Source organism: Microlunatus endophyticus (assembly GCF_014646195.1).
GTDB lineage: Bacteria > Actinomycetota > Actinomycetes > Propionibacteriales > Propionibacteriaceae > Microlunatus > Microlunatus endophyticus.
In genome coordinates, this window is sequence record NZ_BMMZ01000016.1 from 1 (window position 1) to 26,958 (window position 26,958).

Annotated in this window: 26 protein-coding genes, 1 tRNA gene and 2 pseudogenes; 19 read left to right on the forward strand and 10 right to left on the reverse strand. The window is 65.9% G+C overall.

What is annotated here, in order from left to right; all coding sequences use genetic code 11:
- From IEY07_RS21840 to IEY07_RS24890, 3 genes and pseudogenes are all read left to right on the forward strand, one after another.
- Nucleotides 1–360 (forward strand): annotated as a pseudogene (locus IEY07_RS21840) (hypothetical protein); the annotation flags it as partial.
- A gap of 1,085 nt (nt 361–1,445) precedes the next feature.
- Nucleotides 1,446–3,917 carry a CHAT domain-containing protein gene (locus tag IEY07_RS21845; RefSeq protein WP_229670525.1) on the forward strand — a complete coding sequence of 824 codons (2,472 nt, stop codon included), beginning with the start codon at nt 1,446–1,448 and terminating at the stop codon, nt 3,915–3,917.
- 655 nt (nt 3,918–4,572) lie between these two features.
- Nucleotides 4,573–4,743 (forward strand): annotated as a pseudogene (locus IEY07_RS24890) (TIGR02391 family protein); the annotation flags it as partial.
- A gap of 34 nt (nt 4,744–4,777) precedes the next feature.
- Here IEY07_RS24890 and IEY07_RS21855 read toward each other — a convergent pair.
- Complete coding sequence (locus IEY07_RS21855) at nt 4,778–5,272, reverse strand: NUDIX hydrolase (protein WP_188897900.1); 495 nt, start codon at nt 5,270–5,272, stop codon at nt 4,778–4,780.
- Nucleotides 5,273–5,303: 31 nt separating this feature from the next.
- Here IEY07_RS21855 and IEY07_RS21860 point away from each other — a divergent pair, with 31 nt between their 5' ends.
- The 9 genes from IEY07_RS21860 (at nt 5,304) to IEY07_RS21900 (ending at nt 12,473) form a co-directional block, all read left to right on the forward strand.
- A complete protein-coding gene (locus IEY07_RS21860; protein WP_188897902.1) occupies nt 5,304–6,137 on the forward strand; it encodes a GntR family transcriptional regulator in 834 nt (277 codons plus the stop codon).
- Between the two features lie 86 nt (nt 6,138–6,223).
- On the forward strand, nt 6,224–6,673 hold the full coding sequence (locus IEY07_RS21865) for a plasmid replication, integration and excision activator (RefSeq protein ID WP_188897904.1): 450 nt from the start codon (nt 6,224–6,226) through the stop codon (nt 6,671–6,673).
- Nucleotides 6,673–7,044 carry a hypothetical protein gene (locus IEY07_RS21870; protein ID WP_188897906.1) on the forward strand — a complete coding sequence of 124 codons (372 nt, stop codon included), beginning with the start codon at nt 6,673–6,675 and terminating at the stop codon, nt 7,042–7,044. The genes IEY07_RS21865 and IEY07_RS21870 overlap by 1 nt, the downstream gene beginning before the upstream one ends.
- Nucleotides 7,041–8,492 carry an FtsK/SpoIIIE domain-containing protein gene (locus tag IEY07_RS21875; RefSeq protein WP_188897908.1) on the forward strand — a complete coding sequence of 484 codons (1,452 nt, stop codon included), beginning with the start codon at nt 7,041–7,043 and terminating at the stop codon, nt 8,490–8,492. The genes IEY07_RS21870 and IEY07_RS21875 overlap by 4 nt, the downstream gene beginning before the upstream one ends.
- Entirely contained in the window at nt 8,492–9,277 is a 786-nt protein-coding gene (locus IEY07_RS21880; protein ID WP_188897910.1) for a hypothetical protein, read from the forward strand. Before IEY07_RS21875 ends, IEY07_RS21880 begins: the two co-directional genes overlap by 1 nt.
- Nucleotides 9,270–9,554: a WhiB family transcriptional regulator gene (locus IEY07_RS21885; protein WP_188897912.1), complete on the forward strand. Its 285-nt coding sequence runs from the start codon at nt 9,270–9,272 to the stop codon at nt 9,552–9,554. The genes IEY07_RS21880 and IEY07_RS21885 overlap by 8 nt, the downstream gene beginning before the upstream one ends.
- Before the next feature lie 14 nt (nt 9,555–9,568).
- Nucleotides 9,569–11,098: a replication initiator gene (locus IEY07_RS21890; protein ID WP_188897913.1), complete on the forward strand. Its 1,530-nt coding sequence runs from the start codon at nt 9,569–9,571 to the stop codon at nt 11,096–11,098.
- A gap of 5 nt (nt 11,099–11,103) precedes the next feature.
- The gene (locus IEY07_RS21895; protein WP_188897915.1) at nt 11,104–11,304 is read left to right on the forward strand and encodes a helix-turn-helix domain-containing protein; all 201 of its coding nucleotides are present in this window, start codon (nt 11,104–11,106) and stop codon (nt 11,302–11,304) included.
- The gene (locus tag IEY07_RS21900; protein WP_188897917.1) at nt 11,301–12,473 is read left to right on the forward strand and encodes a site-specific integrase; all 1,173 of its coding nucleotides are present in this window, start codon (nt 11,301–11,303) and stop codon (nt 12,471–12,473) included. Before IEY07_RS21895 ends, IEY07_RS21900 begins: the two co-directional genes overlap by 4 nt.
- Before the next feature lie 113 nt (nt 12,474–12,586).
- Here the strand turns inward: IEY07_RS21900 and IEY07_RS21905 are convergent.
- Together IEY07_RS21905 and IEY07_RS21910 are read right to left on the reverse strand one after the other, a co-directional pair.
- Nucleotides 12,587–12,660: transfer RNA gene (locus tag IEY07_RS21905), tRNA-Pro, on the reverse strand.
- A gap of 229 nt (nt 12,661–12,889) precedes the next feature.
- Nucleotides 12,890–13,825 (reverse strand): metallophosphoesterase, encoded by a 936-nt coding sequence (locus IEY07_RS21910; RefSeq protein WP_188897919.1) that lies wholly within the window; start codon nt 13,823–13,825, stop codon nt 12,890–12,892.
- Between the two features lie 64 nt (nt 13,826–13,889).
- On the opposite strand from IEY07_RS21910, the gene IEY07_RS21915 reads away from it, so the two are divergent.
- Nucleotides 13,890–14,360, forward strand: coding sequence for a GatB/YqeY domain-containing protein (locus IEY07_RS21915; RefSeq protein ID WP_188897921.1), 471 nt, complete (start codon nt 13,890–13,892; stop codon nt 14,358–14,360).
- 14 nt (nt 14,361–14,374) lie between these two features.
- On the opposite strand, the gene IEY07_RS21920 is transcribed toward IEY07_RS21915, so the two are convergent.
- The gene (locus IEY07_RS21920) at nt 14,375–16,801 is read right to left on the reverse strand and encodes a transglycosylase domain-containing protein (protein ID WP_188897923.1); all 2,427 of its coding nucleotides are present in this window, start codon (nt 16,799–16,801) and stop codon (nt 14,375–14,377) included.
- Nucleotides 16,802–17,006: 205 nt separating this feature from the next.
- Between IEY07_RS21920 and IEY07_RS21925 the strand changes: the two genes are divergently transcribed.
- Nucleotides 17,007–17,282 (forward strand): WhiB family transcriptional regulator, encoded by a 276-nt coding sequence (locus IEY07_RS21925; RefSeq protein ID WP_188897924.1) that lies wholly within the window; start codon nt 17,007–17,009, stop codon nt 17,280–17,282.
- Here the strand turns inward: IEY07_RS21925 and bagB are convergent.
- From bagB to IEY07_RS21955, 6 genes are all read right to left on the reverse strand, one after another.
- Nucleotides 17,250–18,392 (reverse strand): ArsA family ATPase, encoded by a 1,143-nt coding sequence (gene bagB, locus IEY07_RS21930; protein WP_188897926.1) that lies wholly within the window; start codon nt 18,390–18,392, stop codon nt 17,250–17,252. The two genes, IEY07_RS21925 and bagB, sit on opposite strands and share 33 nt — an antisense overlap.
- Nucleotides 18,389–19,411, reverse strand: coding sequence for an ATPase BagA (gene bagA, locus IEY07_RS21935; protein WP_188897928.1), 1,023 nt, complete (start codon nt 19,409–19,411; stop codon nt 18,389–18,391). Before bagA ends, bagB begins: the two co-directional genes overlap by 4 nt.
- A 13-nt stretch (nt 19,412–19,424) precedes the next feature.
- Nucleotides 19,425–20,102 carry an NADPH-dependent F420 reductase gene (gene npdG / locus IEY07_RS21940; RefSeq protein WP_188897930.1) on the reverse strand — a complete coding sequence of 226 codons (678 nt, stop codon included), beginning with the start codon at nt 20,100–20,102 and terminating at the stop codon, nt 19,425–19,427.
- A 69-nt stretch (nt 20,103–20,171) separates the two neighbouring features.
- On the reverse strand, nt 20,172–21,866 hold the full coding sequence (locus IEY07_RS21945) for a TrbL/VirB6 family protein (RefSeq protein ID WP_188897932.1): 1,695 nt from the start codon (nt 21,864–21,866) through the stop codon (nt 20,172–20,174).
- A complete protein-coding gene (locus IEY07_RS21950; protein ID WP_188897934.1) occupies nt 21,866–22,720 on the reverse strand; it encodes a DUF8175 domain-containg protein in 855 nt (284 codons plus the stop codon). Before IEY07_RS21950 ends, IEY07_RS21945 begins: the two co-directional genes overlap by 1 nt.
- 9 nt (nt 22,721–22,729) lie before the next feature.
- Nucleotides 22,730–23,053, reverse strand: a complete 324-nt coding sequence (locus IEY07_RS21955; protein WP_229670516.1) for a hypothetical protein — start codon at nt 23,051–23,053, stop codon at nt 22,730–22,732.
- Between the two features lie 122 nt (nt 23,054–23,175).
- Here IEY07_RS21955 and sp36 point away from each other — a divergent pair, with 122 nt between their 5' ends.
- The 5 genes from sp36 to IEY07_RS21980 all read left to right on the forward strand — a co-directional run bounded on the left by sp36 (nt 23,176) and on the right by IEY07_RS21980 (nt 26,922).
- Complete coding sequence (gene sp36 / locus IEY07_RS21960) at nt 23,176–23,352, forward strand: Sp36 family protein (protein WP_188897936.1); 177 nt, start codon at nt 23,176–23,178, stop codon at nt 23,350–23,352.
- Nucleotides 23,349–23,816 carry a RidA family protein gene (locus tag IEY07_RS21965; protein ID WP_188897938.1) on the forward strand — a complete coding sequence of 156 codons (468 nt, stop codon included), beginning with the start codon at nt 23,349–23,351 and terminating at the stop codon, nt 23,814–23,816. Before sp36 ends, IEY07_RS21965 begins: the two co-directional genes overlap by 4 nt.
- A gap of 41 nt (nt 23,817–23,857) precedes the next feature.
- A complete protein-coding gene (locus IEY07_RS21970) occupies nt 23,858–24,547 on the forward strand; it encodes an NUDIX hydrolase (protein WP_188897940.1) in 690 nt (229 codons plus the stop codon).
- Nucleotides 24,547–25,341, forward strand: a complete 795-nt coding sequence (locus IEY07_RS21975; RefSeq protein WP_188897942.1) for an MBL fold metallo-hydrolase — start codon at nt 24,547–24,549, stop codon at nt 25,339–25,341. Before IEY07_RS21970 ends, IEY07_RS21975 begins: the two co-directional genes overlap by 1 nt.
- Nucleotides 25,342–25,431: 90 nt before the next feature.
- Nucleotides 25,432–26,922, forward strand: a complete 1,491-nt coding sequence (locus IEY07_RS21980; protein ID WP_188897944.1) for a S1C family serine protease — start codon at nt 25,432–25,434, stop codon at nt 26,920–26,922.
- Nucleotides 26,923–26,958 lie beyond the last annotated feature (36 nt).

The window sequence follows — 26,958 nt, forward strand, 5'->3', positions numbered from 1 at the left end:
TCACTACCTCACCAAGCCACCCCGGCCACCGCCTACACCGCACGCCCCAAGGCCAACCCCACCAGCCACGGTACCGACCGCAGCACCGACAGCCACGACCGCGTCCGAGAAGACATCATCGACAAATCCGGCTCCGTCACCCTCCGCGTCGCCGGCAAACTCCGCCACATCGGCATCGGACGAACCCACGCCCGAACCCGCGTTCTCCTACTCGTCCACGACCTCCACGTCGAAGTCATCAACGCCACCACCGGAGAACTCCTCCGCGAACTGGACATCAACCCAAACCGCGACTACCAGCCCCTCGGCACCCGACCAGGCAGACCCCCAAAAAACCAAAAACCCGAACCCTCAAACTGAGGGTTCGGGCTATGCCGATGTCTTGCGACATCACAGGGTCGGGGTGACAGGATTTGAACCTGCGACTTCTTCGTCCCGAAGGCGGCCGGACCATGGAGGCGGGGAGGTGCACACGTCAGCCAGCGCTGCTCAACCGTCCAAGTCGGTGCGCGGATGGTGGGTGGATCGGCTTGCTGATGTCCGGCAGTTTGTCCCGCAACGGCTGTGGCCAGGGAGAGCCACCGATCCGATAGCTAGCCAATTGCTCGGCTCCGGTCGGGGTCAAGTGTGCCGGAGGCAGCCTCTGGGCCACGGAGCGCAGCGGAGTGCTCTTGACGCCGACCGGTGGCGAGTGATCATCAGGGATCGGGTCGGCGGCTCGGAGGTGAGGATCGAAACCAGGCTCGGCGCGGTCGGATTTGTGGAATCCTGGCGCGGTGTCGGCGATCATGACCTGGGCAGCTCGCGGGCTCGGTGTGGCGTTCTTTGCTGTGGCGGCGTTCGAACTGCTCCGGACGCGAAAGTCGACTTCGCCCTTTCGGCAGCGCCTGGCGCAGCAGGGCGTGTATCTGGGCCTGGGTGTGTGGTGGTCAGCGTCTGCGGCTTATCACTGGTGGGGCGACGGTTGGCCTGACTGGCTGGTGTGGGCCGTTATGGCTGTCGCGGTTGCAGTCGCAGTCGTCCTATGCGTCGTCGGCATACGAAGTCGGCCGAAGCTTCGGCGTAGCCGCGACGAAGACCGAGCTGGCTGGTTTTGGTGATCGCCGCCGGCTCCCCGTTAGGGAGAGCCGGAGGATTGGGACTGCGTGGTTGCGGCCCGGCTGGGTGGGGCCCTGGGGTGCCGAGCGGAGCGAGGCGGGGCCCCGGGGTGCCCAGCCGGGCCGCGTTGCGCGCCGGAGGCGCGCCTTGAGCCAGTAAAGAAAGTTCTCCCGCCACGATTTGGCACGCATCATGACTTCGGGGCGCGGGGCGCGGGGCGCGGGGCGCGGGGCGCGGGGCGCGGGGCGCGGGGCGCGGGGCACCGGGAAAATTACAAAGCGGAACCACACGCGGCGGAAGTCATGAAGAATTGGCTAGACGGCTCGGAGGAAGGTTGAGGGCGAGTGATGCTCCCAGAACTGGCGATACCAGAGAAGGACCACCCCATGGTGGCCAGGTTCTTGGAAGGCCGCTCCACAGAATCCGCTGGTGGGCGTTTGCGACAAGCACTTGGCGATGTCGCGGGGATGGTCACCGACTTAGAGCGTCGTATTGGCGCAGCGCAAACGGCTAATGATTACGAAGATCTCAGCCAGTTCGCTGGAATGGCCTCCGCGGCGGCCGAGAGAGCCGCACTTCCTTCCGATATGGCGTCGATACTCAATTTACTGAGCACGGCGGTGCGGGCCTATCCGGGATTGAACAACGACGCGTCACGGCGAGTGAGTTCTAACATACTTGGCGCAACGCGCGATTGGTGCATAGAAATCGGGTACTTAACAGAGGCCTCAATTACAGCCCGGAACCGGGCTACTGCTCTACTCGAACAGAGAAGAATAAACTCCCGAGACCTAGACGAAGTTGCACGGGACTTGCGGTTCAGTGGGCGATACGCGAAGGCTGGTTCTCTAGATGAGAAATATCATTTGTTTGCGCAGAGTTTGTATAAATTTCGACAACATGAGAAGAACCCAATCACAAGTGCAGCCCTGAGTAAAATCTCGGGAGATATGTCTCAGGCTCTAAATAGCCTCCGCGGTCATTTGTCGGGCGATATCTATCGCGGCGCCGTGGCGCAGTTGGCCGCAGTAGAAGCGGAGATATTCGATACAATCGTTAGAGAGCGCGAGGCATCCCTCGTCCGGAAACACGGTGCGGATCTAAAGGACGTGCAGAAACTCACCCACCTTGAGGGCGCGGAACTCGCCGACTTCGTGCGGTCCAACCCCCAGGCGCTTGGTCTGATAGATAGGCCGGATTGGTTGCCTGCCATTCCCGATTGGACGTATGCTTGCATCCGGAGGAATAAACCAGCAAGGAAGATACTTGATCTACTAGATGAGAGCAGCAACGCCGGGAACGGACCGTTTAGTGCATTTACGGAAGACTTTGCACGCAAGGCGAACGCGGAGTTGCGGTGGCGCCACCAAACCGATCCGAATTCCTATCGCGGCCTAATCGCTGCCCTAGGCGACCCCGAGATAACGCTGTACCCGGATGACTACTTCCTATCTCTAACGCGCACATTCGCGCGTGGCCGGTTTTTCCTCGATCTATTGCCTGGTCTCGATGACGTTCGAAGGGCACGTGATGCCTATGTCCGTGTCATCGAGGAATCGACTCCAAGCGATCTTGCTCGGGTTGTGCGCATTCAAGAGAACCGTGCCCGATTTCTGTCCTGTTTTTTTGTTCGCCTCGGCTGTTACCAGGAAGCATTTCATCTGCTTGAAACCTCAAGACATGTACTTGCAGACAGAACAAATGAGACTGCTATAGCGTCTGACAATATTGCCTCAATTCATGTCACTCACGACCCGGATGCGACATACCTGGTGGCCAAGATCGGAGACAGCTATTTGGCGTCGATCATGGAGGACTTCAGAGGCCCCGCACTCGTACGAAAATGGTTGGCACTGGATCCAGGAAATAGTGGGACAGCCATCCTTGCAAATAGCGGGGACGTTCGAGCATACAACCGATCTTTAGGGGCACTCGACTCTGAATTTGCGCCACTCGTAGCAGAGGTAGTGAATCTCGCTGGAAAATGCGATGAGATTCGCTTGGCGCTGGGTGGCTTGCACGCCCGACTGCCGTTGGCGTCGCTCGTGGAGCGCACACATCCGCGCCACTTCAATGTAATCACTCTTGGACAACGTGTTGGTCAGCGTACCTCAGGCGAGCCAAGGTCCATTGAGTCCGCAACGGTACTTTGTGCTGCTCACTCTGTCAGAGGCGAGGAGCTCCGATATGCGCATGCTGAGTGCAAGGTGGTGTCTCGGCTTCTGAGGGGGGCGGGATATCGCGTGAGTCTCGTAGAGAACGCAACAATCTCCGAAGCGGCGAGTGCTTTGGATCTTAGTGACCTCGTGCACTATTCGGGGCACTCGTATTCTGCCCCAGATGACCCTTACCATTCGGCGCTTGTCTTGGCCGACGGCAATCTGGATGTGGCGCAAATTGAATTAATGAGACACTCGGCAAAGCTGGTCACGCTCAGCTCCTGTGAGTCGGGGCTAGTGCAATCGCCGCTCGCCGAGGATGAGTTCATAAGTCTCGGTACGGCGTTGATCGGTGATCATGGCGGGGCCTCCGTATCCAGCCAGTGGAGGGTGTACGACGTTGCTTCGTTTGCTTTCTTCACGAAGTTCTACAAGTCCTTGCTTGGTCGGAAGGAGTTGGGTCCGGAAGAAGTGTATCGGTCGATTGCTGAATCTCAGGAGTGGCTTGCAAGCGCCCCACTTATGGATGTTCGGCAAACTGTGTCGATGGACACAGGAGATTCGTTGGAGCTGCCGGTGTGGATGCAAAGTCTCCCGGATGAGTCCCAGCCTTTCTCGCATATTCGAAACTGGGGCGCATATTTCATGACGATGAGCTGAAGGATCGACTGGGGGCCTCTGCCTGGCCGACGTTACCCTTTAGTCCTCAGCATCAAGGACGATAGGCGATCCGGTCTTGTGATTCCGGACCCCTGCGAGACTGTGAGACTTCGAGTAGCCTGCGGGTGTGAACACTGCGTGGGCGTTGAATGAGCTGCGTAGTTTTCAGTCCCTCGTCAGCCATCGCAGCGATGGCCTAGCCTGTACGCAGCGAGCTACGTCGGTACACGTGATGAGATCAATGCTCAGCTCGCGATCGTTGAGCGCATCTGGGCGAAGGTGTTGGAGCCCCAGGCCCACAACACCGATCAATAGTAATGATCCGCAGCGCATAAATCGCGACTGGGCTGCGCGCTGTATCGCCACGATGTAGCGCGATGCCGAGCTCCGGGAGAACTTGGGAGAGGATGCACCAGATCTGAACGCCGCGAATTTGCACCGCTGAGTGTGGGAGGGTGCACGATCCCTTTGGACGAGTCGTCACTTTGCTGAGGCTGTCGAGGCCGCGGCCAAGAAAGTGAATGCTGAGACTTAGAATCAGGTTGGCCGGCGGGACGTGTCGGAAACGGCTCTCTTCCTAGAGGTCTTTAGCGTTGACGCGCCGGGCCCTGGGCGCGACTTGGGTTCGCCGTGATGATGATGAGAAACGGCGCGAAGCGTCCGTCGAGGTGTTCGATGCTTCGCCGAGGGTTGCTATGCAGCGATCCGAAACCCGGCCGCGCATGATGGGAGCGAGCTGACCGAACCACAAGCCCTTGAACGACTTGCGGCGTTTAGCGTGCTTGCGCGATGGGTTGACGAGGCAGATGTTTACCCGGCTGATTAGGCCGGCTTACGCTGGCGCCCATTGGCCCGGCTCCTCACTCGGCCGATATTGGGGCCGGGTCGCCGGTATCCGAGTTTGGCGGTGGGTTGCCGATGATTCTTACACCATCGTGGGCACGGGTCTGGGTGTCTCCGTGTCCGAGAGCGTCGTGAACCCGGATCGCGTAGACCGGCTCCATCAGTTCGTTGATGGAGCTGAACGGTTGCCATCTTATGGCAGCCGCCTCTGCGGTGGTCGCTGCTGGTTGGCCCTGGCTGCGACAGCTGTAGACCAGGGCGACGATGCCTCGGGAGAGGTTCTTGTAGACGCCTGTCAGCCTGTCGACTTTGACGCTAAGTCCGGTTTCCTCGCGGATTTCGCGTCGAAGGCCATCCTCGATGGTCTCCCCCAGTTCAAGGACGCCACCGGGTGGCTCCCAGTGTCCGTTGTCGCGGCGCTTGATCAACAGCACGTTCCGTTCGGAGTCGTCGACGATGACTCCAGCCACGCTGACGGAGTGGCGTGGTAGGTCCTGCTCATTGGCGCTCACGTGGGACAGTGTAGGCAGGTACTACATACGTATGGAGGAGTTCGTGGCGAGAAGATCCGAGCCGGGCGGAGCAAAGCGGCTTCGTGTGCTCGACGGTGCGGGTCTAGTCGATAAGTCGTCAGATCGTCCCGTTTTCAAGCAGATCGCCGACGACCTGCGCGGACAGATTGCCAGCGGCGTTCTGGGCGAGGGCGACCGGATTCCTTCTGAAGCTCAGCTCATGGAACGGTATGCGGTTGCACGGATGACCGCTCGGCAGGCCCTTGCACTTCTGAAAGCGGAGGGCCTGGTCGTCGCCGAACACGGTCGCGGCGTGTTCGTCCGGGCTCGGCCGGTCGTCCGACGAGTGGCATCAGATCGCTTTGCGCGATCTCACCGCGACCGAGGCCAGGCCGCGTTCATTGCGGAATCCGAGGGCGTCGGCGCGCCGATGGTTGACCAGCTGGAAGTCGGCTACGAGGTCGCCTCCACTGCCGTGAGGGAGGGCCTTGCCCTTCCGGCCAGGGCGCGGGTCTTGGCTAGGCGGCGGCGATATCTACTCGATGAGCATCCGGTCGAACTGGCCGAGTCGTACATTCCGGCGCTCCTTGCCAAGGGAACCCAGATGGAGGAACGGAACACTGGGCCCGGCGGGATCTATGCCCGACTGGAAGAGTCAGGGCATCAGCTGGAGGAGTTCATGGAGGAGGTCGGCTCGCGGATGCCGACACCGGAGGAGCGGCAACGGCTGCTGCTGCCCGAGGGCACTCCGGTGCTGACCGTGCGACGGGTCGCATACGACGTCGAAGGTGTGCCGGTAGAGATGACAGACACGGTCAAGGCGGCCCCGAGCTACGTGCTGGAGTACAGGTTTCCGGCACGTTAGTGGGCCATTTGATGCATGCTTGCTTGCCACGTCTCTAGAGGAGTGATCTACTGATCTCAGTGCTCTAGTCAAGTAGAGGAGATCTCATGGCTTTGCAGAAGCGGTTTCAGGTATCTCACGGTGATGTGTTCCCGATGGGTGCATTCATGAAGGGTTCGGTTGAGCCGGTGTCGGATTTTGATGTTCCGGTTCGGCCGGATGGGTCGCGTCCGCAGCAGGTGGACAAAGACAGCGGACTGCCGTTGTGGCAGGTGACGGTGTTGGATGCGGATGATCAGGCGTCGCGGCGGGATACGGCGGTGTCGGTGAAGATCGCCGCCCAGTTTCAGCCGGTGCCGCCGGACAACACGTCGGGGACGCCGTGGCGGCCGGTCGAGTTCGTCGGCCTGACTGCCCTGGCGTATGTGGATGATTCCGGGTCGCGGCCCCGGGTGGCATGGTCGTTCCGCGCCGATAATCTGGTCGCACCTGGTGAGGCCAAGAAGGCCGCCACCACCTCCGCAGGCTCGGCCAGTTCGGGTCCGAGGGCTGCTTGATGTTGGCGTGCAGCGAGGCAGTCGTGGTCACGGAGGCGGTGTTGCGCTGGGTCCCTGGTGTGGAGTTGTTGACGTTGTCGGTGGAGATGACGGGCGGCACGCCTCGGTTGCGGTTGCATGCGCGGGAGTGGGTGGGCGGCCAGCAGGTGGCGGTGGTGCTGGGCCTGGTCGAGGGTGATCATCGCGAGGGCGACCCGCTGTTTGATCGGAGCTGGTGGGTGTGGCGGAATTGGTCCAGGACGGTGTTCGCCAGCTCGACGGTGGGATGGGTGCTCGTCGAGGTCACTGCAGGTCAAGTCCACTACCCACTCGGATACGAACGCTCCCATGATCATCCGGCCACGGTGGCCGAGGTGGCGACGGGATCATGATCACCGCAGGCAGCGGGCGGTGGCGGTCGGCAGGTGGTTGGCTGGCACGCTGGGTGTGGCATTGCCAGATCTGGCTCGCCGCGTGGCTGGTCCTCGGGATGCTCGCCTGGGCCTCTGACCACAGCATCGTCATCGTGGCCGGAGTGCTCTGTCTCGGTTTCCTGCCCGGTATCGCGGGTGCGGTGTGGGTCGGGTCGGGGCCGGTCTCGTTTGAGCGGTGGATGGCTGGTCCGTGGCGGCGGTATCGGTGGCGGCGGTTGATCACTCGCCGCTGGGAGGCGATCTGCCGGGACGCTCGGCTGGCCGAACGACGGATGATCATCCGCCGGAACCTGCACGGCGACCGTTTGACGGTCGAGTCCTGGCGTTACCCGCGCCTGCAACGAGTCCAGGCCTCCGGGCATGCTGTCGAGTTGGGGATCCGGGCCAGGTCGGGTCAGACGGTGGCCGAGCTGGAGGCCGGGGTGGAACGGATCGCCTCTATCCTCGATGCAGTCACCGTCCGGTCTTGGCCAGTGTCCTGGTCGATGATCATGGTCGAGTTGATCATGGCCGACGTTCTCACCATCCCGGTCGTCGCGGCGATGCCCGACCGGCAGCTGGTCGATAGAGTCCGGCTGGGTCGCTGTCAGTCGGGCCGGGACTGGTGGCTGCCGATCACCGGCCGCCACACGTTGTGTGTTGGCTGCTCCGGATCGGGCAAAGGCTCCATCCTGTGGGGCATCTGCGGTGGCCTCGCCCCGGCCGTGCACGCCGACACCGTCCGCCTGTGGGGTGTCGATCTGAAAGCTGGCGTCGAGCTGGCGATGGGCCGCAGCCTATTCTCCGCGTTCGCCCGCACCCCAGACGAAGCACGTCAGCTGCTGGCCGGTCTGGCCGGGATCCTGCGCGAGCGGGGCGAGCTGATGGCCGGAACCGTCCGCCAACACCAACCTCGACCGGGGGACCCGTTGCACGTGCTGGTGATCGATGAGCTGGCCGCGCTGACGGCGTACGCACCGGCGGATGCGCGGCGGGATGTGGAACGGCTGCTGGCGTTGATCTTGACCCAGGGCCGCGCTCTCGGTGTCGTCGTGGTCGCGTTCGTGCAGGACCCGCGCAAAGAGGTCGTCGGCATGCGCGGCCTGTTCACCCAAACCATCGCACTCCGCCTCCGCTCGCCGGAGGAAACGATCATGGTCCTCGGCGACGGCATGGCCGCCCGGGGCCCCGCGCACCGGATCAGCCCGACCGGCCCGGGCACCGGCTGGCTGGTCGAGGACACCGGCCAAGTTGACCGAGTCCGCGCCGACTACTGGCCCGACCCACTGATCCGCCAGGTCGCCCACCACTACCCGACCCGCGTCTTATCCGATCTGCGTTCAGCGGAGCCCGAGGCAGCCGGGTCCAGAGCAGACGAGCCACGACTCCGGCAGCCACGCCAGTCTCGGCAACGGAGGGCTGTCTGATGGGACGGCAGAGACTCCAGACGCTCACCGAACGGGTCGTCGGCAACACAGCGCCGGAGTGGATGGCTGAGCTGGAAAGCATCCTGGGCAAGGACCCGGCCTGGAGCCTGTCCGACGCGGTCGACTGGTTCGGGCTTAACCGGGACACCATCACGACTTGGCTCCGCGCCTACGGACGCACTGACCTGTTGATCGTGCTCCGCCGCGGTAAGCATCCCGACGACTGGGCCGTCCTGGCCCAACAAGCACTCCGCGAGACGCCGAGACCGACACTGGACCGGTTCGCGGCCCGCTACGGCTGCGCACCCGGCTCGATCCGGGTCGCCCTCCGGCGCGCTGGACGGGCCGACCTGACCGAGCAGTTCAGACCGCAGTCCCGATCACAACGTGCGCGGTCGCAGGCCCGGCTGTCCAGGTGGGTGCGGCTGGTCGAGGTCGAGCTGGCAGACGGTGACCAGACCGACGACCAGGGATCGGTAGTGGATAGGCCGTCGCTGCACGGGTTCGCGCGCGGCCACGGGTCCGGTGGGAACACAGTCAGGCGGTCGTTGATCAATGCGGGCCGTAGCGATCTGCTTGATCGCTTCAAATCAGTCCGCCGCTGCTCGCAATGGGCCGAGGTGGTCGAACACGCCTTCCGTGAGGATCCAGGGCTGACCGTTGCAGGGGTTGCCCGACAGCAGCATGTGACCAAACAAGCCATCCGGGCGGCGTTAATCAGGAGCGGCCGACACGACCTGATCGACATATCCCGCGGCCGGTCAAGGAGTCGCTGCGATGGCTAGGAGGGATTGGGAGACGGTCGGCTACCAGTGGATGGGCCAGGCCGCTTGCGTCGAACACCCGTCACTGCCGTGGATCGGGCCGGACCATGATGATTGGGACCACTGGGCTGATCCGATCACCGACGTGGCCCGGATGCGGCAGATCTGCGATGACTGTCCGGTCCGGGCCGCCTGCGAGACCTACGTGACCCAGGCTGACGTGACGGCGGGGTTTTGGGCCGGCCGCTGGCGCCGGGACCGGCGCAGCATGCCGCACACGGGGCGCCGGGCGGCCTGATCATGACGGACACGGTGACGGCTCTCAGGTCGGGTTTTCCCGGCTTCGGCGAGGACGTGCCGCTGGACCTGTCCACCGTCACAGCTGGTGCAGAGCAGGCGATCATCGCTCGCCTGGTCGACCATACCTTCGATGCGTTCGCTGAGACCGCCGCCGCGGTCGGCAACTGCTCCCACCCGGTCCGGCTCGTCGGCCACACCGACACCATCGACCCGCAGACCGGCGAAATACTGTCGTCGTTCTCCTCGGCCGACACCCCGCTCGGCGTCTTGTATCGGCCGTGCGGGAACCGGCGCGCTGACGTCTGCCCGGCCTGCTCGCGGGTCTACGCCCGAGACACCTTCGCCATGATCAAAGCCGGACTCTCGGGCGGCAAGACCATCCCCGCCACGGTGGCGGAGAATCCGTTGCTGTTCGTCACCCTGACCGCTCCGTCGTTCGGACCGGTCCACGGGCCACGAGCCAAGAACGGGCAAAAGGCCGGCGGCCGCTGCCGACCCCGCGACAGGACCCGGCTCTGTCCCCACGGCAGGCCGGTCGGCTGCATGACCGTCCACGGGAAACACGATCCGCACAACGGCGCGCCACTCTGCCCGGATTGCTACCAGTGGGAATCCGCGATCATCTGGCAATGGTGGGCACCCGAACTCTGGCGGCGCACCACCACCGCCATCCGCCGAAGCATCGGCGTCCGGCTTGGCCTGGCCGAACACCAGCTGCGCCAGATCTGCCGGGTTGAGTTCGCCAAAGTCGCCGAATACCAAGACCGCGGCCAGGTCCACTTCCATGCGCTCATACGGCTCGATGGCCCGGACGGACCCGGATCCCCTGCACCCCTGGACGGCCAACAACTCGCGGAGAGCGTACGTGGAGCGGCGGTCGGGATGATCATGGAAGCACCCGCCGTCGATGATCGCGACCAGATGCGGATCATCACCTGGGGTCGTCAGCTGGACGTAAGGATGGTCCGCGACGGCAACCGAACCGACGACCCGGACGGACCACTCACCCCCGAACAAGTCGCCGGATACCTGGCGAAATACGCGACCAAGGACGCCAACAGCATCCGCCCCACCACCCGACCGCCGGCACACCTGGCTCGGCTGGAAACGACTGCTCGTGATCTTGGACGCCGAGCGGCCCGCGCGGATTTGGCGTCGCCGTATCGGCTGTTAGGCAAGTGGGCGCACATGCTCGGATTCCGCGGCCATTTCTCGACCAAATCCCGCCGGTATTCGATCACCTTCGGACGCCTCCGGCGCGCGCGGCACCGCTACCAGCAGCTGGTCGCCCACGCGGCCCGCGGCGGGGAGCCGGTCGACCCTGGGCGGCTCGCGGACCAGCTCCTGGCCGACGACACCGAAACCACGTTGATCACCGGCTCCTGGCACTACCAAGGCACCGGCTGGACTAACCCCGGCGACGAAGCACTCGCCACCGCCGCAGCAGCCCGAGCACGGGAGTACGCCGTATGGAAGGCATCCAAGTTTAACAAACTCCAAGATCAACAATCCATGATCAAGTTTGGCGAGGCAAAGGAGTAGGTGCGATGAATGATCAAGAGCACGCGCCGACGGTGATACCGCCGGTGGTCTACAGCGTCAATGAGGCGGCCGAGGCATTGCGCCTGAGTCGGGAACTGTTGTACGAGCTGATCCGATCTGGGCAGCTGCGTTCGATCAAGGTCGGGCGTCGTCGGTTGGTTCCCGTTTCGGCGGTGACGGAATTCGTGGAGGGCGGTGCGGCATGACTGCGAGCGGACGCCGGCCGCCTGGTGACGGCGGTGTCTACTGGGATGCTAAACGGGAGCGATTCATCGCTGAGAGGACGGTCGGCTATGACGCGAGGGGCAAGCGGATCAAACGGCACGCCTCTGGCAAGAGTGAGACGGCCGCGCTGCGGGCCTTGGCCAGGCGGGTGAAGGATTACGACGCTGGCCTGGTCGTTGGATCGGAGCGCGTCACCGTTCGTCAGGCCGTGGAGGACTGGCTCGACTACGGGCAGGCCGGGCCGGACCCGAACACTCGGCAGAAGAATCGCGACCTGTGCGATAAGCACGTGATCCCGGCGCTGGGTGGCCGGCGGCTGCGGGACCTGCGGGCCGAGGAGGTGGACAGGTGGCTGCGGTCGCTTACGGAGGATCTTGCGACTCGGAGCATTCGGGACGTTCGGTGGTGTCTGAGCCGATCGGTCGGCCGGGCGATGGCTCGGGGGTATGTCGAGCGGAACGTTGTGGAGTTGTGTGTCGCTCCGCGGGGTAAGGCTGGCCGTCCATCGAAGGCGTTGACGCTCGATCAGGCGCGCGATGTGCTCACGCACACTAAGAAGGACTCGCTCTACTGCTACATCGTCATGTCGCTGCTGACTGGCGCTCGGACTGAGGAGTTGCGCGCGCTGCGGTGGGAGAACGTGCATCTGGCGTCCGACCCGAAGGCGGTTCCGCCGGTTGTGCCGTATGTCGAGGTGTGGCGGTCGGTGCGCTCGACGGGCGACACAAAGACGCGGAAGTCTCGCCGGACGCTAGCATTGCCCGTCCTGGTGGTCGAGGAGCTGGTGAAGCATCGGGCTCGGCAGGCGCAGATTCGGCTTCGTGCCGAGTTCTGGCGGGACGATGATCTGGTGTTCCCGACGCAGGTTGGCACGCAGATGGATGCGGCGAACGTCCGGCGGGACTTCCGGCGGGCGCTGAAGTCAGTTCCGAACATCGACCCTGACGATTGGACGCCGCGGGAGATGCGGCATTCCTTCGTCTCGTTGCTTTCGGAGTCTGGGATACCGCTCGAAGAGATTTCGCGCCTGGTGGGACACAAGGGGACTGAGGTCACCGAGCTCGTGTACCGGAAGCAGTTGCGGCCCGTGATTGAGACTGGCGCGCAGGTCATGGACGTAATCTTCAAGGCCCAAGCTGACAAGGGATGACGGCATGGATTGTCCCGCAGTTTGTCCCTCTGAGGCCCAATCCGGGCTGGACGCCGACGACGCCGGTCGTGAGTGGCTCGGCGTTGAGCCTGGTCAGGCGGTGGTTCTTGAAGTCGGGGTGACAGGATTTGAACCTGCGACTTCTTCGTCCCGAACGAAGCGCGCTACCAAGCTGCGCCACACCCCGGTGGCCCCGAAGAACAGGGCCTCCGAGAGTGTAGCCCACTCGGACCGGAGTCTTCGAATCGGTAACCAGATCCGATCACTGCCGCCGGGTCGAGCCGCGCTTCAGTTCGTTCCGTCCTCGCCTCACGACCATGCCCTCGCTTCCGTTGCCCACGAAGCGCGCGCAGGTTGGGGAAGCGAGCCGTTTGTGGCGGGAAGGACGGGAAGCGAGGATGCCGGGGTGTCCGGGCTCAGCGAGCGACGAGCGTCATCAGGGTCGCCTCGGGACGGCAGGCGAAGCGGACGGGGGCGTACGGGGAGGTGCCCAGGCCGGCGGACACGTGCAGGAAGGACCGCTTGCCGTCGTAGCGGTAGGTCGACAATCCCTTGGCCTGGCGTGGATCGAGGTCGCAGTTGGAGACCAGCGCGCCGTAGCCGGGCAGACAGACCTGGCCGCCGTGGGTGTGTCCCGCGACGATCAGGCCCAGGCCGTCGGCGGTCATCGCGTCCAGCACCCTGCGGTACGGCGCATGGGTGACGCCGATCGCGACCCCGGTGTCCGGAGCCGCAGGCCCGGCGACCTGGGAGTAGCGGTCGAGGTTGAGGTGGGCATCGTTGGTCCCGCGGAATTCGATCTCGGTGCCGGCGATCGTCAGCCGGGTCCTGGCCTCGGTCAGATCGACCCAGCCGGAGTCGAGATAGACCTGACGCAGATCCTCCCAGGGCAGATCGGGCTCCCGTGGCTGCGGCTGATGACCGCGGTCGGTGAGGTAACGGAGCGGATTCTTCGGCCGCGGGGCGTGGTAGTCGTTCGATCCCCAGACGAACACTCCCGGCACGTCCAGTAACCGGCCCAGGCAGGCGGCGACGTACGGCACCGCCTCGGGATGGGCGAGGTTGTCGCCGGTGTTGATCACCAGATCCGGTTCCAGCCCGGCCAACCGGGAGACCCAGCGCTGTTTGGCCTGCTGGTACGGGGTCAGGTGCAGGTCGGAGATGTGCAGCACTCGGACTGGCTGCGCGCCGGCGGGAAGCACCGGGATCCGGACCCGGCGCAGGGTGAAGGCCCGTACTTCGTACAGGCTGGCGTAGGCGAGCGTTGCGGTGCCGATCGCGGCGACCGTCCCGGCTGTGCCGGCAGCTCGGCGCAGCGCCGTACGGGGACGAGCGGGGGAGCGGTCTGGCATGGCGAAAGGGTACCGGAGCAGAACTCATGCGACGGCACGCCGACGCCGGTGTCAGACTTGGCGCATGGCCACCGACACCGAACTCCTCACCCGGCTCCGCTCTGATCTGACCACGGCGCTCAAGGCCAGGGACCAGCTGCGCGCCAACACCATTCGCGGGGTGTTGACGGCGGTCAGCCGCGCGGAAACCTCGGGCAGCGAGGCCACCTCGCTGTCCGACGACCAGGTACGGGACGTGATCATCAGCGAGGCCAAGAAGCGCCGGGAGTCCTCCCAGGCCTACCGGGATGCGAACCGGCCGGAGCTGGCCGACAAGGAGGACGCCGAGGGCGAGGTGCTCGCGGAGTATCTGCCGTCGGCGCTGTCGGCCGAGGAGTTGTCGACGATCATCGCCGAGGCGATCAGCTCGACCGGCGCCGCCGAACTCGGCATGCGCGGCATGGGCAAGGTGATGGGCGTCGTGACGCCGCAGACCAAGGGCCGTGCCGACGGCAAGGCGGTGGCCGACGAGGTCAAGCGCCAGTTGAGCGCCTGAACTGGGCCGTCGGGCTAGTGGCCCTTCTTGTGCTTGCCGCCGCCGCTCTTCTTGCTGTCGCCGCCGCCCTTCTTACTGTCGCTCTTCTTGTTGTCACTCTTCTGCTTCGGAGCGGGGCCGGCCGAGTAGATGGCGTAGATGGTGCTGAATTTCGGTAGCTCGCCGCCGTACTGCGAGAAGCCCAGGAACGTTCCCTGCGCGGCGTTGTTGTAGGTCGAGGTCGGCACGACGCTGAAGCCGGCGTCCTCGAGCTTCTTCGTCGCCTTGTCGATGCTCAGCCCTTGCACGTCGGGGACGTCCACCTTGTGGCCATCGGTGGTGTCGCTGTTCTTGTAGGCGTGGAAATCCGTCGGGTCGACGCCGTCCAAGGCGGCAGTCATCGCAGGTTTCCAGATCCCGGAGCCGGCGTCACCGCCACCGGTGCCCTGGAGGACCTTCCCGGTGTCCAATTGGTAGTACTCCAGACCGCCGTCACGGACATGTCCGTGCTTGAAGGGCTTCTGGGTGACATCCTCGGCGATCGAGGCGACCCCGGCCAGGTCCGGGGTGTAGCCGGCGAACCAGAGCGCCTGGTTGTCGTTGGTGGTACCCGTCTTGCCGGCCTCCGGGCGCCCGTCGTCCAGTTTGGCGGGATAGCCGGTCGCGCCGGGCTTCATCACGTCCTGCAGGATGCTGTTGACGCCGTCGGCGACGTCCTTGGAGATCACCCGCTTGCAGTTGGCGCTCGGCGGATCGATCTTCTTGCCCTGGGCCGTGGTGATGGAGTCGATGATGATCGGGTCGCAGCGGATGCCCCGGGCTGCGAAGGTCGCGTACGCCTCCGCCAGGCTCAGCGGCGCGATGTTGGCCACGCCGAGGGTCAGCGACGGAGCCGCAGCGTAGTTGGACTTCTCGATCGGCTGACCCGAAGCAAGCTTCACGCCGAGCCGGGAAGCCATTTTGACCACCGGGCACAGACCGATGGTGTGCTCCAGTTGCAGGAAGTAGGTATTCACTGAGTACTGCGCTGCCTTGCGCATGTCCATCGTGCCGTTGACACCAGTCGAGTTCTTCGGAACGTACGGATCGCTGGACGGGATCGTGAAGTTGCCGTCACACGTCTTCCACGTGGTTCCGGTGAAGCTCATTGGCGACTTGGCGTCGTAGGTCTTGGACGGAGACACGCCTTCTTCCAGGGCGGCGGCGATGGTGATCGCCTTGAAGGTCGACCCGGACTGGAAGCCGCCGCTACTGCCGCCCAGATCCGGCGGGGCCGGATAGTCGTAGTAGGTGTGGCCATGCTTGACGCTGGCGCCCATCACCGGGCGGCTCTGCGCCATACCGATGATCAGACCGGTCCCCGGCTGGATCATCGACATCGTCGCGATCACCGGATCTTTGGGGCCCACGTAGTCACTGACCGCCTTCTGTGCGGCGTCCTGGGTCTTCGGGTCGATCGCGGTCTTGATCGTCAGACCGCCTCGCTTGATCGTGTTGATTCGATCCTGCTGGGTCTTGCCGAGCGCCGGCAGCTTCAGCAGGCTGTCGTACACATAGGTGCACAGAAACGGGTAACGGCTGCTGATGCAGCCATTGGGCGAGGACTTGACCTTCGAAGAGTCGAATTTGACCTTCTTGGCCTTGGCCGCGTCCTGGGCGGTGATCACATTCAGCTCGGCCATCCGGTCCAGGACGACATTGCGACGCGCGATCGCGGCCTGCTCGTGGTAGACCGGGTTGTCGGAGTCGGGGCTCTGCACCAGGCCGGCCAGCATGGCGGCTTCGGGCAGCGTCAGCTTCTTGGCCGAGGTGTCGAAGTAGTGCCGGGCCGCCGCCTCGACGCCGTACGCCCCGTCGCCGTAGTAGGCGATGTTGAGATAGCGCTCCAGGATCTGGTCCTTGCTCAGCTTCTTCTCCAGGCCGATCGCGTACTTCAGCTCCTGGACCTTGCGGGACAGGGTCTCGTCCTGGGCGGCTTTGACACCGTTCTCGTCACCGGCGAGCTGGGCCTCCTGGACCCGGACCATCTTCACGTACTGCTGGGTGATGCTCGATCCGCCCTGGGTGGCACCGCCGGCGGCGTTGTTGACCAGCGCCCGCAGCGTGCCCTGGACGTCCAGTGCACCGTGCTGGTAGAAGCGGTGGTCCTCGATCGCCAGCTGGGCGTCACGCATGATCGGCGCGATGTCGCTCAAGGACTTGTAGACGCGGTCCTGGTCGTAGAAGTAGGCCAGTGTCTCGCCATCGGCCATGGTGACCTTGGTCTTCATCGCCTGCGGCGGGGCGGTGAAGTCCTGAGGCAGGTCGTCGACGGTCTTGACCGCCGCCCGCCCGCCGACCCCCGCCATCGCCGCCACCGGAACCGCCAGCCCCGCGACCAGGAGTCCGGCGACCATGCTGACCACCAGGAACATGACGGCCGAGTAGGCCACGCTTCCCGCACGCTTGGGGCTGAAGGGCATGCTTTACAGGCTACGGGACGTTCAAGTCCGGACCGAAACTCACGTGCCGGGGAATGGTGCGAAAAAAATCGCGGTCTTTGGTCCCTAGCATTACGGAAAGTTGCTTCGTACGATTCCATCACCCGGTCCGCTGGGGAAATGTTCGTCAGGCCGTCGGGGCCTGCCGGGCACGGGCCGGAGGGTTGCTGTATTGGGGGATACGCGCATGACTGCGTTGCATCAAGAGGATTGGGCCCTGCAGGCGAAGTGCCGCGGCATGGAGGACGCCCTGTTTGTCGAAGCGTCCGAACAGAAGCGAGCACGAACGGTCTGCTCGGGTTGTCCGGTTCGTCTCCAGTGCCTCGCCGAGGCTCTGGACAACCGGATCGAATGGGGTGTCTGGGGCGGCATGACCGAGCGCGAGCGCCGGTTGCTGCTGCGTCAGCACAGCGGCGTCACGAGCTGGCGCTCAGTGCTGGTCGACCAGCGCGGAGCCAAGTAGTCGCAGCGCCTCGAGATCGGTGACATCGCCGGGCTGGTCCGGCACGCTCCAGGTCGCGACGTCGGGTCGCGAGCCGGAGAACCGGGCCAGCAGGCGTCGTTCCCTCTCGATCAGGCGCATCCGGTCGGCATGCCGCTGGAGGGCGGCTATCTCGACCCGATGCCCTGACTGGCGTTTGCCGCGGGATGCGGTCTGCAGGTCCTCGGCGAGCGCCAACGCGCGCTCGGCGGAGATCTCCAGTTCGCTGCCGTGGGTCCGGTTGACGACCAGACCCGAGAGCGGCAGCCCGGATTCGGTCAGCCGGTCGACGAAGAAACTCGCCTCCCGGAGGGCGTCAGGCTCCGGCGTGGCCACCACGACGAAGGTGGTGCGCTGCGAACCGAGCAGGGCCAGCGTGTCCTGCGCGCGTGCCCGGAAGCCGCCGAACAGGGTCTCGAACGCCGCCGCGAAGGTCTTGACGTCGGTGATCACCTGGGCGCCGAGGACCTTCTCCATGGCTGAGTAGACGAGGGTGAAACCGACTCCCATCAGCCGGAACGGACCCTTCGCCGGGCTGAGCAGCAGTCGCAGGAACTTGCCGTCCAGCAGCCGCGCCAGGTGTTCCGGTGCGTCCAGGAAGTCCAGTGCGGAGCGCGACGGCGGCGTGTCGACGACGATCAGGTCCCACCGCCCGTCCTCGTCGGCCTGCGCGGACAGCTGCCCGAGCTTTTCCATGGCCATGTATTCCTGCGTGCCCGAGAAGGACGTCGACAGCGCCTGGTAGAAGGGATTGGCGAAGATCGCCTCGGCCTTGTCGGGCGTCGCGTGATCGGCGACCACCTCGTCGAAGGTCCGTTTCATGTCGAGCATCATCGCGTCCAGGCTGCCGCCGGCGGCGGTGTCGATGCCGCTCACCGGGCGCGGCGTGTTGTCCAACTGCTCGACGCCCAGCGACTGAGCCAGCCGGCGGGCTGGATCGATGGTCAGCACGACCACCCGGCGACCCGACTCTGCCGCCCGTACGGCCAGTGCGGCGGAGGTCGTCGTCTTGCCGACGCCGCCGGAGCCGCAGCAGATGATGATCTTGATCGTGGGATCGGCGATCACCGCGGCGAGATCGAGTCCGGTCATCCGCGGATCTCCTCGGCCAGCTGGTCACGCAACCGGGCGCCGATGGCCAGGATACCGGCCTCGTCGATGCCCAGCGGATCAAGATCGACATCCAGGATCGGCAGTCGCAGCGACTCCAAGCGTTCCTTCCGCTGGTGCTCGTCGAGCAGCCGCTGCGCATCGGTCGCGAACTGGTCGGCCAGGATCTTGTTGTCGACCTCGGACAGTCCGGGCACCTTGAGCGGAAGCCGGCCCTTGACCGCCAGCCGGAGTTGATCAAGTCCGAGTGAGGTCGGCGTGATCATGTTGGCGATCACCCAGCCCAATTCGATCTTGGTCGGGACCAGGTCGGCGACGGCCTCGATGGTCTCGGTGATCGGCATGTCCTCCAGCAGCGTGACCAGATGGACGATCGAGTGCTCGGAGCGGAGCAGGGCGCCGATGGCGTCGGCCTGACCGCGGATCGGTCCGACCTTGGCCAGATCGGAGACCGCCTCGTGCACGTTGAGGAAGGTGGCGATCCGTCCGGTCGGCGGCGCGTCCAGCACGACGGCGTCGTACGCGTTCGGCATGTTCTTGATCATCCGGCGGGTGACCTCGTACACCTTGCCGATCAGCAGGACGTCCTGCAGCCCCGGCGCGATCGAGGTGGCGAAGTCGACGACTCCGAACCGGTCGAGCGCCTTGCCGGCCAGCCCGAGGTGGTAGTAGGTCTCCAGATACTCCATCAGCGCGTTCTCGGGATCCATCGACAGTCCGAAGACCTGCCCGCCGGCCGGCGTGCTGATCAATCTCCGCTCACCGGCGCCCTTCAGCGGCCTGCTCCCGAAGACCTGGCTGATGCCCTCCCGACCCTCCAGCTCGCAGAGCAGGACGCGGCGGCCCGCTGTGGCCAGCGCGGCCGCCAGCGAAGCCGCGACCGTGGTCTTGCCGGTTCCGCCCTTGCCCGTGACGATGTGCAGGGTGTGCCGCGGCCCGTCGGGTCGCGGTGGCTTGAGCCAGGCCGGGCGCCGGCCGCCCGCCGGATTCGATGTCGGCATGATCAACGGTGTCTCAGACGTCGGTGATCCGGATGCCGGCGTGGCTCTTGTAGCGGCGATTGACCGCGATGATGTTGGCCGTCAGCGCCTCCACCTGACCGGCGTTGCGCAACCGGCCGCCGTAGATGCCCCGCGCGCCCGGGATGGCCGCAGCAAGATCGCAGACCTGTTCGACAGCTGCCCGGTCCTCGCCCAGCACCAGCACGTCGAGCTCGATCCGGGTCACCTCGGGATCGTCCAGCAGTGCCGAGCTGACGTGGTGGAACGCGCCGATCACTGTCGAGTCCGGCAGGATCCGGGCAGCCTCCTGCGCGCACGAGCCGTCCGGTACGGCGATCGCATACGGTCCCTGCTTGTCGAAGCCGAGCCGGTTGACACAGTCCACCACGATCTTGCCGGCCAGCTTGGGCGCCAGCTCGGCGAGCAGTTCGGCGTGGCCGTCGTAGGGGACCGCGACGATCACCAGATCCGCACCGGCGGCGTCGGTGTTGGCCGCACCGCTGATCTGGCCCGCAGCGGCCAGCTCGGCAGCGGTCGACTCGGCCCGGTCGGCCGACCGCGATCCGATCACCACCTGATAGCCGGCGGCGGCGAACCGGCGAGCCAGGCCTCGCCCCTGCGGGCCCGTTCCGCCGAGAATGCCGATCGAGCGGGGCCGTTCGCCGGCGCCGGTGGGGGAGGCCTCAGTCATATTTCCGATGGTAGTGCGGCGCCCCAGCCGACGATCCGCCCGCAGCCCGGCGGCGGGACCAGGTGCTGATCACTGATGGGAGCCGGTGGCCTCCTGCGTGACTGCGTGCGCCGCGCTGGCCGCCAAGGCCGCGGCATGCACCAGGCCGCCCGCGCCGACCGGGGCCGAGTAGCGTCGGCCGCGGCTCGGCTGGGGTTGACCGGCCGTTGTCGACGTCTCGGTGACCGTCGTGACTTCGAAGCCACCGGCGGCCGGTGCGTCCTGCGCGCCCGAAGCCGGCTTCGGGTCTGCGCCGCCGCCTGCTCCGGCGGAGGTCGTCGCCGCGGCCTCCGACGTGTCCTGCTGTCCGCCGGACCCGCTGGACCCGCCGAACCCGCTGGACGCGCCGGAACCGACAGACCCGCCTGAGTCGCTCGCAGCACCGGCGCCGCCGCCCGCGCCGGCTGTCTGCGGGGCGCCGGCTGTCTGCGGGGCGCCGGCTGCCTGCCTTGCACCGGACTGGTTGGCCGAACCGGTCGCCGACTTGACGGTGGTGGTCGTCGTGGTCGTCGCGCCCCGTGCCGCAGCCTGCTGGGCGCCACCCGCCGCGGCCCGCGCGCCCGTCGGCAGCCGGGCGGCGACCGCGCCCAACGCGGCAGCGCCCGCGCCGTGCCCACCCGAGGCCGCACTGGTCATCGGGGCGACGAAACGCAGCAGAGCAGGCAACGTCATCACCGACAGGATCAGCAGCATCGCACCGGTCAGCGCGTTGATGAGTTTGTCGTTACTACTCGCGCCGGTGATGATCAACCGGTAGGCGGCGGCATAGACCAGCGAGGCGACCGGTTTGTAGAGCAGGAACGCCACCAGCCAGGCGATGCATCGCTTGAACCAGGACGCCCCCATCTCGGTGTTGGTGGCCGAGGCCGCGATCGGCAGCACGCCGGCCAGCAGCACCAGCATCCCCGACCGTGCGACGACCAGCACGATCTGGATCAGCAGGGTGAGCAGCTCGGCGAGCGCGATGATGATCATCATCAGGATGCCGTTGCCGGCGCCGGTGTCCTCGGAAAGGTCGAGGACCTTCTTCAGGCTTGCCACGAAGCAGCCTGGGCTGCCGTCATTGCAGGCCATCGCGTTGCTGATGATCCAGGTCGAGAAGGAATCGCCGGCTTGGAGCAGCAGGGTGATGAAGGTGACCGCGCCGGCAGAGACGATGATCAGTGTGAGCAGGCTCTTGAGCAAGTCCTTCCCGGGCTGGGCCCGCTGCTCCCAGATCATCCGGATCGCCCCGATGATCACCGAGGCGATCGTGGCAGCGACCATGTACCACCACAGCGATTCCTGGACGAATGCTGTGGCTCCACCGACGCCGTGGGGACCGCGGGGCAGGGCGGCCGAGACGACGGCGGTGCCGCCGGACAGCAGCAGCACTCCGCCGAGCACCGCACCGAGCCGCCCTATCGCGGCCAGACCGTCACCCGATCGGATCCGGACCGCGACCAGCCCGCCGAGCGCAAGCAGCGACATGATCGCCAACGCCAGCCCGATCCAGGTCAGGAAGCCCAGAACCGTCTCGACGTTGCCAGCATGCGGAGCCGCACCCGACACCGAGGGCGCCTTCCCGCCGGTCAGGTCCGGCGTCGGGGCCTTGAGCCACACGGTTCCCAGCGACGTCAGCCCCTGGGTGCAGGACTCGATGATCGACTTGTCGACGTCCTTCAGCAGCTGCTGGATCGGATTGTCGCCCACGACATAGCATTTCCACTCGAAGAGCCCGCACATCAGGCCACTCCCCAGGCGGTGTAACCGGTGAGGTCGCCGATCCGGCTGGCATTCATCGGATCCGGCTCATCGGCACTGACCCGCCAGTCGCCGTCCTGCCAGATCAGGTGCAGGATCATCGACCCGAGCGCCGTCTGGTCGGGGAGAGTCACCCGCGCGGCGATGTCGACCCAGGCCTCATCGGCGGTGTAGCTCCGGATCCGGTAGCCGACGATCTCGGTCCGCCCGCTCGTCTCGTCATTCGGGTCGTCGTCCGGCGCGACAACCTGCGCCAGGATCTGCGAGCGGTACGGACCCTTCGCCAGGATGTAGGTGGCCCAGGCTTTCAGCTCGGCGTCGCCGGACTCGGAGACGGCGACGAAGCCGGCGGCCGTGAAGAGTGCGCCGCCGGGGGAGTCCTGGTAGCAGTACGGGTAGCCGGTCCGGTCCTTGCGCGCGGGCCCGTAGGTCGACGAGACCGGGTAGGCGGTCGAATTCTGATAGCGCCAGGTGACGCCCTGGGTGTCGATTTTCGTCAGGTCATCCGCTGCGCCGCCGGTCGGTGCGGCGAGCCCGCAAATGCTGGTCCGCGCACGCGCTCCCGTCGTCGCGGCAGTTGTTGGTGAGCTCGCGGGTGAGCTCGTCGGGGTCGCGGTCGTACCGAGCGCCGGCGATACGACAGCTGCCGGGTCCTGGGCCGGCGCCGGATGGTCGCCGCGGACGTTGGCGACGGCCAGATAGATCGCCAGAGCCACGACCACGGCGATGACGCCGGCACTGAGCAGGAAGCCCGGATGCGTCCAGCGGTTCTGGGCAGCGGCGTCACCAGAAGACCGGGAAGATCGGGAGTCGGAAGGGACACGGGGCGGGATCATGTCGGCTCCTCACGCGAGCATGCTGACCAGGGACGAAGCGGCAGTGATGATCACGACGCCGACCAGGGCCATGCCGACGCGGTGCAGGTGTTCGCTGCCCTCGCCACGGCGGGACTGGAAGGCCATCACCGCGCCGGCCATCATCAGACCGATCACGCAGACGGCCAGCGACACCCACTTGGCCCAGCCCAGGAGCACCTCGAACCGATTCGCTCCCCAGGGCGCCTGGGCGGTGACCTTCGGCATCGCGGGTGCCATCGGCACCAGACCGGTGAACTCGTGCACCGCAGTGAGCGCGGCGCCGACCGTGCCGTCGAGGGCTGGTACGACCATCAGACATCTCCTCCTGCTCGGCCCGGGGGATGGGCCTGGCAGAACGCTATGAAGTTCCGGACGACTCGTGGGGTGGTTATCCACAGGCCGGGTGCCGGCGGGCCGTCAGTAGGGTGAGCGTCATGACGAAATGGGAGTACGTGACCGTGCCGGTCCTGGTGCATGCCACCAAGCAGATCCTCGACAACTGGGGCGCCGACGGCTGGGAGCTCGTGCAGATCGTTCCGGGTGTCAACCCCGAGAATCTGGTCGCCTACCTGAAGCGGCCGATCGAGAACGGATCCGGAGCCCAGGGATGACGGCCGCCCGGCGACTCAGCGAGCTCGGGCTGACGCTGCCCTCCGTCGCGACACCCATCGGCTCCTACCAACCGGCCGTCGCGGTGGGCGACATGGTCTACACCTCGGGACAACTGCCGATGATCGAGGGCAAGCTGTCGGTGGTCGGCAAGCTCGGCGCCGACGTCACGGTCGAGGATGCGGCCGCCGCGGCCCGCACCGCTGCACTCAACGCCGTTGCTGCGGTCGCCGGGATCGCAGGTGGTATTGATGCCATCGCCAAGATCGTGAAGATCACCGTGTTCGTCTCCGGGACGCCCGACTTCGACGCCCAGCCGAAGGTCGCCAACGGGGCCAGCGATCTCCTCGGGGAGATCTTCGGTACTGACGGCGTGCACGCCCGCAGTGCTGTCGGGGTTTCCTCGCTGCCGTTGAATTCCCCGGTCGAGGTGGAGATCATCGCTCAGCTGTCCGGCCCGGCCTGATCATCGGTGATGATCATGGAAACCGCGGTCGTGGGCTGATCATGCCGGTCTCGTCGCGGGACGTGTTGTCCCGGCTCGACCACCGGGTCCCGCCGACGGTGGTCGCGAGCCTGGAGTCGGTCCGTTCGCAGGCACCGGTGGTGGCCCGGCCGGCGGCCAGCGTAGTGCTGTTGCGTGATCATGGAACCGACGGCGTGACCGGGCTGGAGACCTACGCTCTGCACCGGCACTCCCGGATGCCGTTCGCCGCCGGCATGGTCGTCTTTCCCGGTGGGCGCGTCGATCCGTCCGACGGCGTACCCGATGTCGATCATGGTCTCGGTGATCCGGCGCTGCTGGCCTGTGCCGTCCGCGAGACGGAGGAGGAGACCGGGGTCCGGCTCGATCCCGCGGACCTGCGCCCGTGGGCGCACTGGATCACGCCCGAGGCCGAACCGCGACGTTACGACACCTTCTTCTACCTGGCAGCACTTCCGGCCGGACAGCAGGCGGCCGACATCTCCGGCGAGACGTCGGCGGCCGAGTGGCGGAGTCCGCAACAACTGTTGTCCGCCGCGGATGCCGGGGAGATCGCCATGTTGCCGCCGACCCGTTCGATCTTGATCGAGCTGGCTGCCTGCTCCACAGTCCGCCAGGCGCTGGCGTCGGCATCCGATCGCATCGTCGAGACGGTTGTCCCGGTGGCCGTCAACGGACCCGAGGGCTGGGTCTTCGAATATGGGAGAGGTTGATGGCGTACGCCTACGAGCGGGTGAACCCCGTTGTGCAGAAGGTGCTGGCGCCCAATCCCGGGCCGATGACATTGGACGGCACCAACACCTGGGTGATCGGTGATCATGATCGGGTGATCATCGATCCGGGCCCACTCGACGAAGATCATCTCGATCGGGTGCTGGCCGCCTGTGGTGGCCCGGCCGCCGCGGTCCTGATCACCCATCGCCATCATGATCACACCGACGGAGCCGCCCGGATGGCGGAGCTGGCCGGTTGTGCTGTCCGTGCCGCCGACGCGGCGTTCGCCACCTCCGAATCCGATCGGCTCCTCGACGGGCAGCGGATCGACCTCGACGGTCCGACCCTCCAGGTCGTCGCGACGCCGGGTCACACCAGCGACTCGACATCCTTCCTGCTGACCAGCGCCGACGCCCCGGCCTATCTGATCACCGGTGACATGGTGCTTGGCCGCGGTACGACGGTGATCACCTACCCGGACGGCGATCTCGGCGCCTACCTGGAGTCGCTGCAGACCATGATCGAGATCGTCGACCGCCACCAGGTGGCAGAGATTCTCCCCGGGCACGGCGATCGGGTAATCGAACCGGCGAAGGTGCTGCAGTACTACCGGCGGCATCGACTGGAACGCCTCGACCAGGTCCGGTCCGCCCGGGCCGCGGGGGATCGTACGGCCACCGAGATCGTCCGCCGCGTCTATGCCGGGGTCGACCCGTCGGTGTGGCCGGCGGCCGAGCAGTCGGTCCGGGCCCAGTTGGACTATCTCGACACAGTGGACGACACGGGGGGATAGCCTCGGCCGGAGGTCGCCGGCCCTGCCTCCAGACCCGGACGACAGGCGATCCACAGCTGGCACATAGCTCGGCGAGCAACTGTGGGTGCCATGAGCGATCAGCTGCCGGAACACCCGGCGGAGGGCGGACAGCAGCCCTCCGGTCATGCCTTCGGTGATGCTTCTGCAACGGAGCCCACGCAACCCGTCGCACCCCAGACCAGCTTCGGCTTCGGGACCCAGCAACAGCATCAGCCTGGCTATCAGCAGCCTGGCTATCAGCAGCCTGGCTATCAGCAGCACGGCCAGGCCGGCTACGGCTTCGGCCAGGCGCCCTACGACCAGAGCGCCTCCTGGGGCAGCTACCAACAGCCCGGCCAGCAGCAGCAGACTAGCCAGCAGACTGGGCAGCAGCCCGGACACTGGTCGCTGCCGCCGCAGGCGCCGGCCCAACCTGTGGCGACCCGTGAAAGGAAGCGCCGCGGACCGGTGATGGTGGCCTCGCTCGCCCTGGCCGCGATGATCGGCGCCGGTGCCGGCATCGGGTCCTACGCATTCCTTGATCACGGATCGACCAGCGTCGCATCGCCGATCGGAGTCAGCACCCAACAGGCTCCACAACAGGCGAAGACGAACGGGACCATCGAGGCCGCCGCCAAGCGGATCCAACCCTCGGTCGTGACGATCACCGTCGTGTCGGGCTCCAGCGGCGACATCGGCAGCGGCATCGTACTCGACAAGCAGGGCCACATCCTCACCAACAACCACGTGGTCGCGTCACTGTCACAGGACCAGAGCCAGGGTGGCGGTTTCGGGGGCGCCCAACAGAGCGGCACCTCCAAGATCACCGTCACCTTCAGCGACGGCCGGACGGCGACCGCCAAGGTGGTCGGCACCGACGAGACCGATGACTTGGCGGTGATCAAGGTCGACGGTGTGAGCAACCTGACGCCGGCAACCTTCGCCAAGACCAGCTCGCTGTCGGTCGGCCAGTCGGTCGTCGCCGTCGGCGCTCCGCTCGGCCTGTCCCAGACCGTGACCAGCGGCATCGTGTCCAACGTCGCCCGTCCGGTCCGTTCCGGTGAGAACAACGATGCGGTCTACATGGCGGTCCAGACCGATGCCGCGATCAACCCCGGCAACTCAGGCGGTCCGCTGGTCGACCTGAACGGTTCGGTCGTCGGCATCGATTCCTCGATCGCATCGACCAGTGACGACTCCGGCAGCGACAGCCAGTCCGGCAATATCGGCATCGGCTTCGCGATCCCGTCCGATGTCGCCGTACGGATCGCCTCGCAGCTGATCGACACCGGCAAGTCCTCTGACGCGGTCCTCGGCGTGACCATCTCCGGTACCGACGACAGTGAGCTCAGCTCGACCACGACCGGTGTCGCCCTGCAGACCGTGCAGCCCAACAGCGCCGCGGCGAAGGCCGGCCTGCAGAAGGGCGATGTGGTGACCGCGCTGAACGGCTTCAAGGTGACCACGGCCGACGGGCTGATCGCCGCGACCCATTACTACGCGCCAGGCACCAAGGTCACCGTCACCTACCGGCGTGGCGGCCAGACGCGTACGACGCAGGCGACCCTCGGCTCCCAGTAGCCCCGGCCAGGGCTCGGCTCGCTGCCGAGCCCGATT

Excerpts from the sequence above, each read along its gene's own strand:
- IEY07_RS21845 (WP_229670525.1), top strand. The coding sequence starts at position 1,446 with ATGCTCCCAGAACTGGCGATACCAGAGAAGGACCACCCCATGGTGGCC.
- IEY07_RS21860 (WP_188897902.1), top strand. The coding sequence starts at position 5,304 with ATGGAGGAGTTCGTGGCGAGAAGATCCGAGCCGGGCGGAGCAAAGCGG.
- IEY07_RS21865 (WP_188897904.1), top strand. The coding sequence starts at position 6,224 with ATGGCTTTGCAGAAGCGGTTTCAGGTATCTCACGGTGATGTGTTCCCG.
- IEY07_RS21870 (WP_188897906.1), top strand. The coding sequence starts at position 6,673 with ATGTTGGCGTGCAGCGAGGCAGTCGTGGTCACGGAGGCGGTGTTGCGC.
- IEY07_RS21875 (WP_188897908.1), top strand. The coding sequence starts at position 7,041 with ATGATCACCGCAGGCAGCGGGCGGTGGCGGTCGGCAGGTGGTTGGCTG.
- IEY07_RS21880 (WP_188897910.1), top strand. The coding sequence starts at position 8,492 with ATGGGACGGCAGAGACTCCAGACGCTCACCGAACGGGTCGTCGGCAAC.
- IEY07_RS21885 (WP_188897912.1), top strand. The coding sequence starts at position 9,270 with ATGGCTAGGAGGGATTGGGAGACGGTCGGCTACCAGTGGATGGGCCAG.
- IEY07_RS21895 (WP_188897915.1), top strand. The coding sequence starts at position 11,104 with ATGAATGATCAAGAGCACGCGCCGACGGTGATACCGCCGGTGGTCTAC.
- IEY07_RS21900 (WP_188897917.1), top strand. The coding sequence starts at position 11,301 with ATGACTGCGAGCGGACGCCGGCCGCCTGGTGACGGCGGTGTCTACTGG.
- IEY07_RS21910 (WP_188897919.1), bottom strand. The coding sequence starts at position 13,825 with ATGCCAGACCGCTCCCCCGCTCGTCCCCGTACGGCGCTGCGCCGAGCT.
- IEY07_RS21915 (WP_188897921.1), top strand. The coding sequence starts at position 13,890 with ATGGCCACCGACACCGAACTCCTCACCCGGCTCCGCTCTGATCTGACC.
- IEY07_RS21920 (WP_188897923.1), bottom strand. The coding sequence starts at position 16,801 with ATGCCCTTCAGCCCCAAGCGTGCGGGAAGCGTGGCCTACTCGGCCGTC.
- IEY07_RS21925 (WP_188897924.1), top strand. The coding sequence starts at position 17,007 with ATGACTGCGTTGCATCAAGAGGATTGGGCCCTGCAGGCGAAGTGCCGC.
- bagB (WP_188897926.1), bottom strand. The coding sequence starts at position 18,392 with ATGACCGGACTCGATCTCGCCGCGGTGATCGCCGATCCCACGATCAAG.
- bagA (WP_188897928.1), bottom strand. The coding sequence starts at position 19,411 with ATGCCGACATCGAATCCGGCGGGCGGCCGGCGCCCGGCCTGGCTCAAG.
- npdG (WP_188897930.1), bottom strand. The coding sequence starts at position 20,102 with ATGACTGAGGCCTCCCCCACCGGCGCCGGCGAACGGCCCCGCTCGATC.
- IEY07_RS21945 (WP_188897932.1), bottom strand. The coding sequence starts at position 21,866 with ATGTGCGGGCTCTTCGAGTGGAAATGCTATGTCGTGGGCGACAATCCG.
- IEY07_RS21950 (WP_188897934.1), bottom strand. The coding sequence starts at position 22,720 with ATGATCCCGCCCCGTGTCCCTTCCGACTCCCGATCTTCCCGGTCTTCT.
- IEY07_RS21955 (WP_229670516.1), bottom strand. The coding sequence starts at position 23,053 with ATGGTCGTACCAGCCCTCGACGGCACGGTCGGCGCCGCGCTCACTGCG.
- sp36 (WP_188897936.1), top strand. The coding sequence starts at position 23,176 with ATGACGAAATGGGAGTACGTGACCGTGCCGGTCCTGGTGCATGCCACC.
- IEY07_RS21965 (WP_188897938.1), top strand. The coding sequence starts at position 23,349 with ATGACGGCCGCCCGGCGACTCAGCGAGCTCGGGCTGACGCTGCCCTCC.
- IEY07_RS21970 (WP_188897940.1), top strand. The coding sequence starts at position 23,858 with ATGCCGGTCTCGTCGCGGGACGTGTTGTCCCGGCTCGACCACCGGGTC.
- IEY07_RS21975 (WP_188897942.1), top strand. The coding sequence starts at position 24,547 with ATGGCGTACGCCTACGAGCGGGTGAACCCCGTTGTGCAGAAGGTGCTG.
- IEY07_RS21980 (WP_188897944.1), top strand. The coding sequence starts at position 25,432 with ATGAGCGATCAGCTGCCGGAACACCCGGCGGAGGGCGGACAGCAGCCC.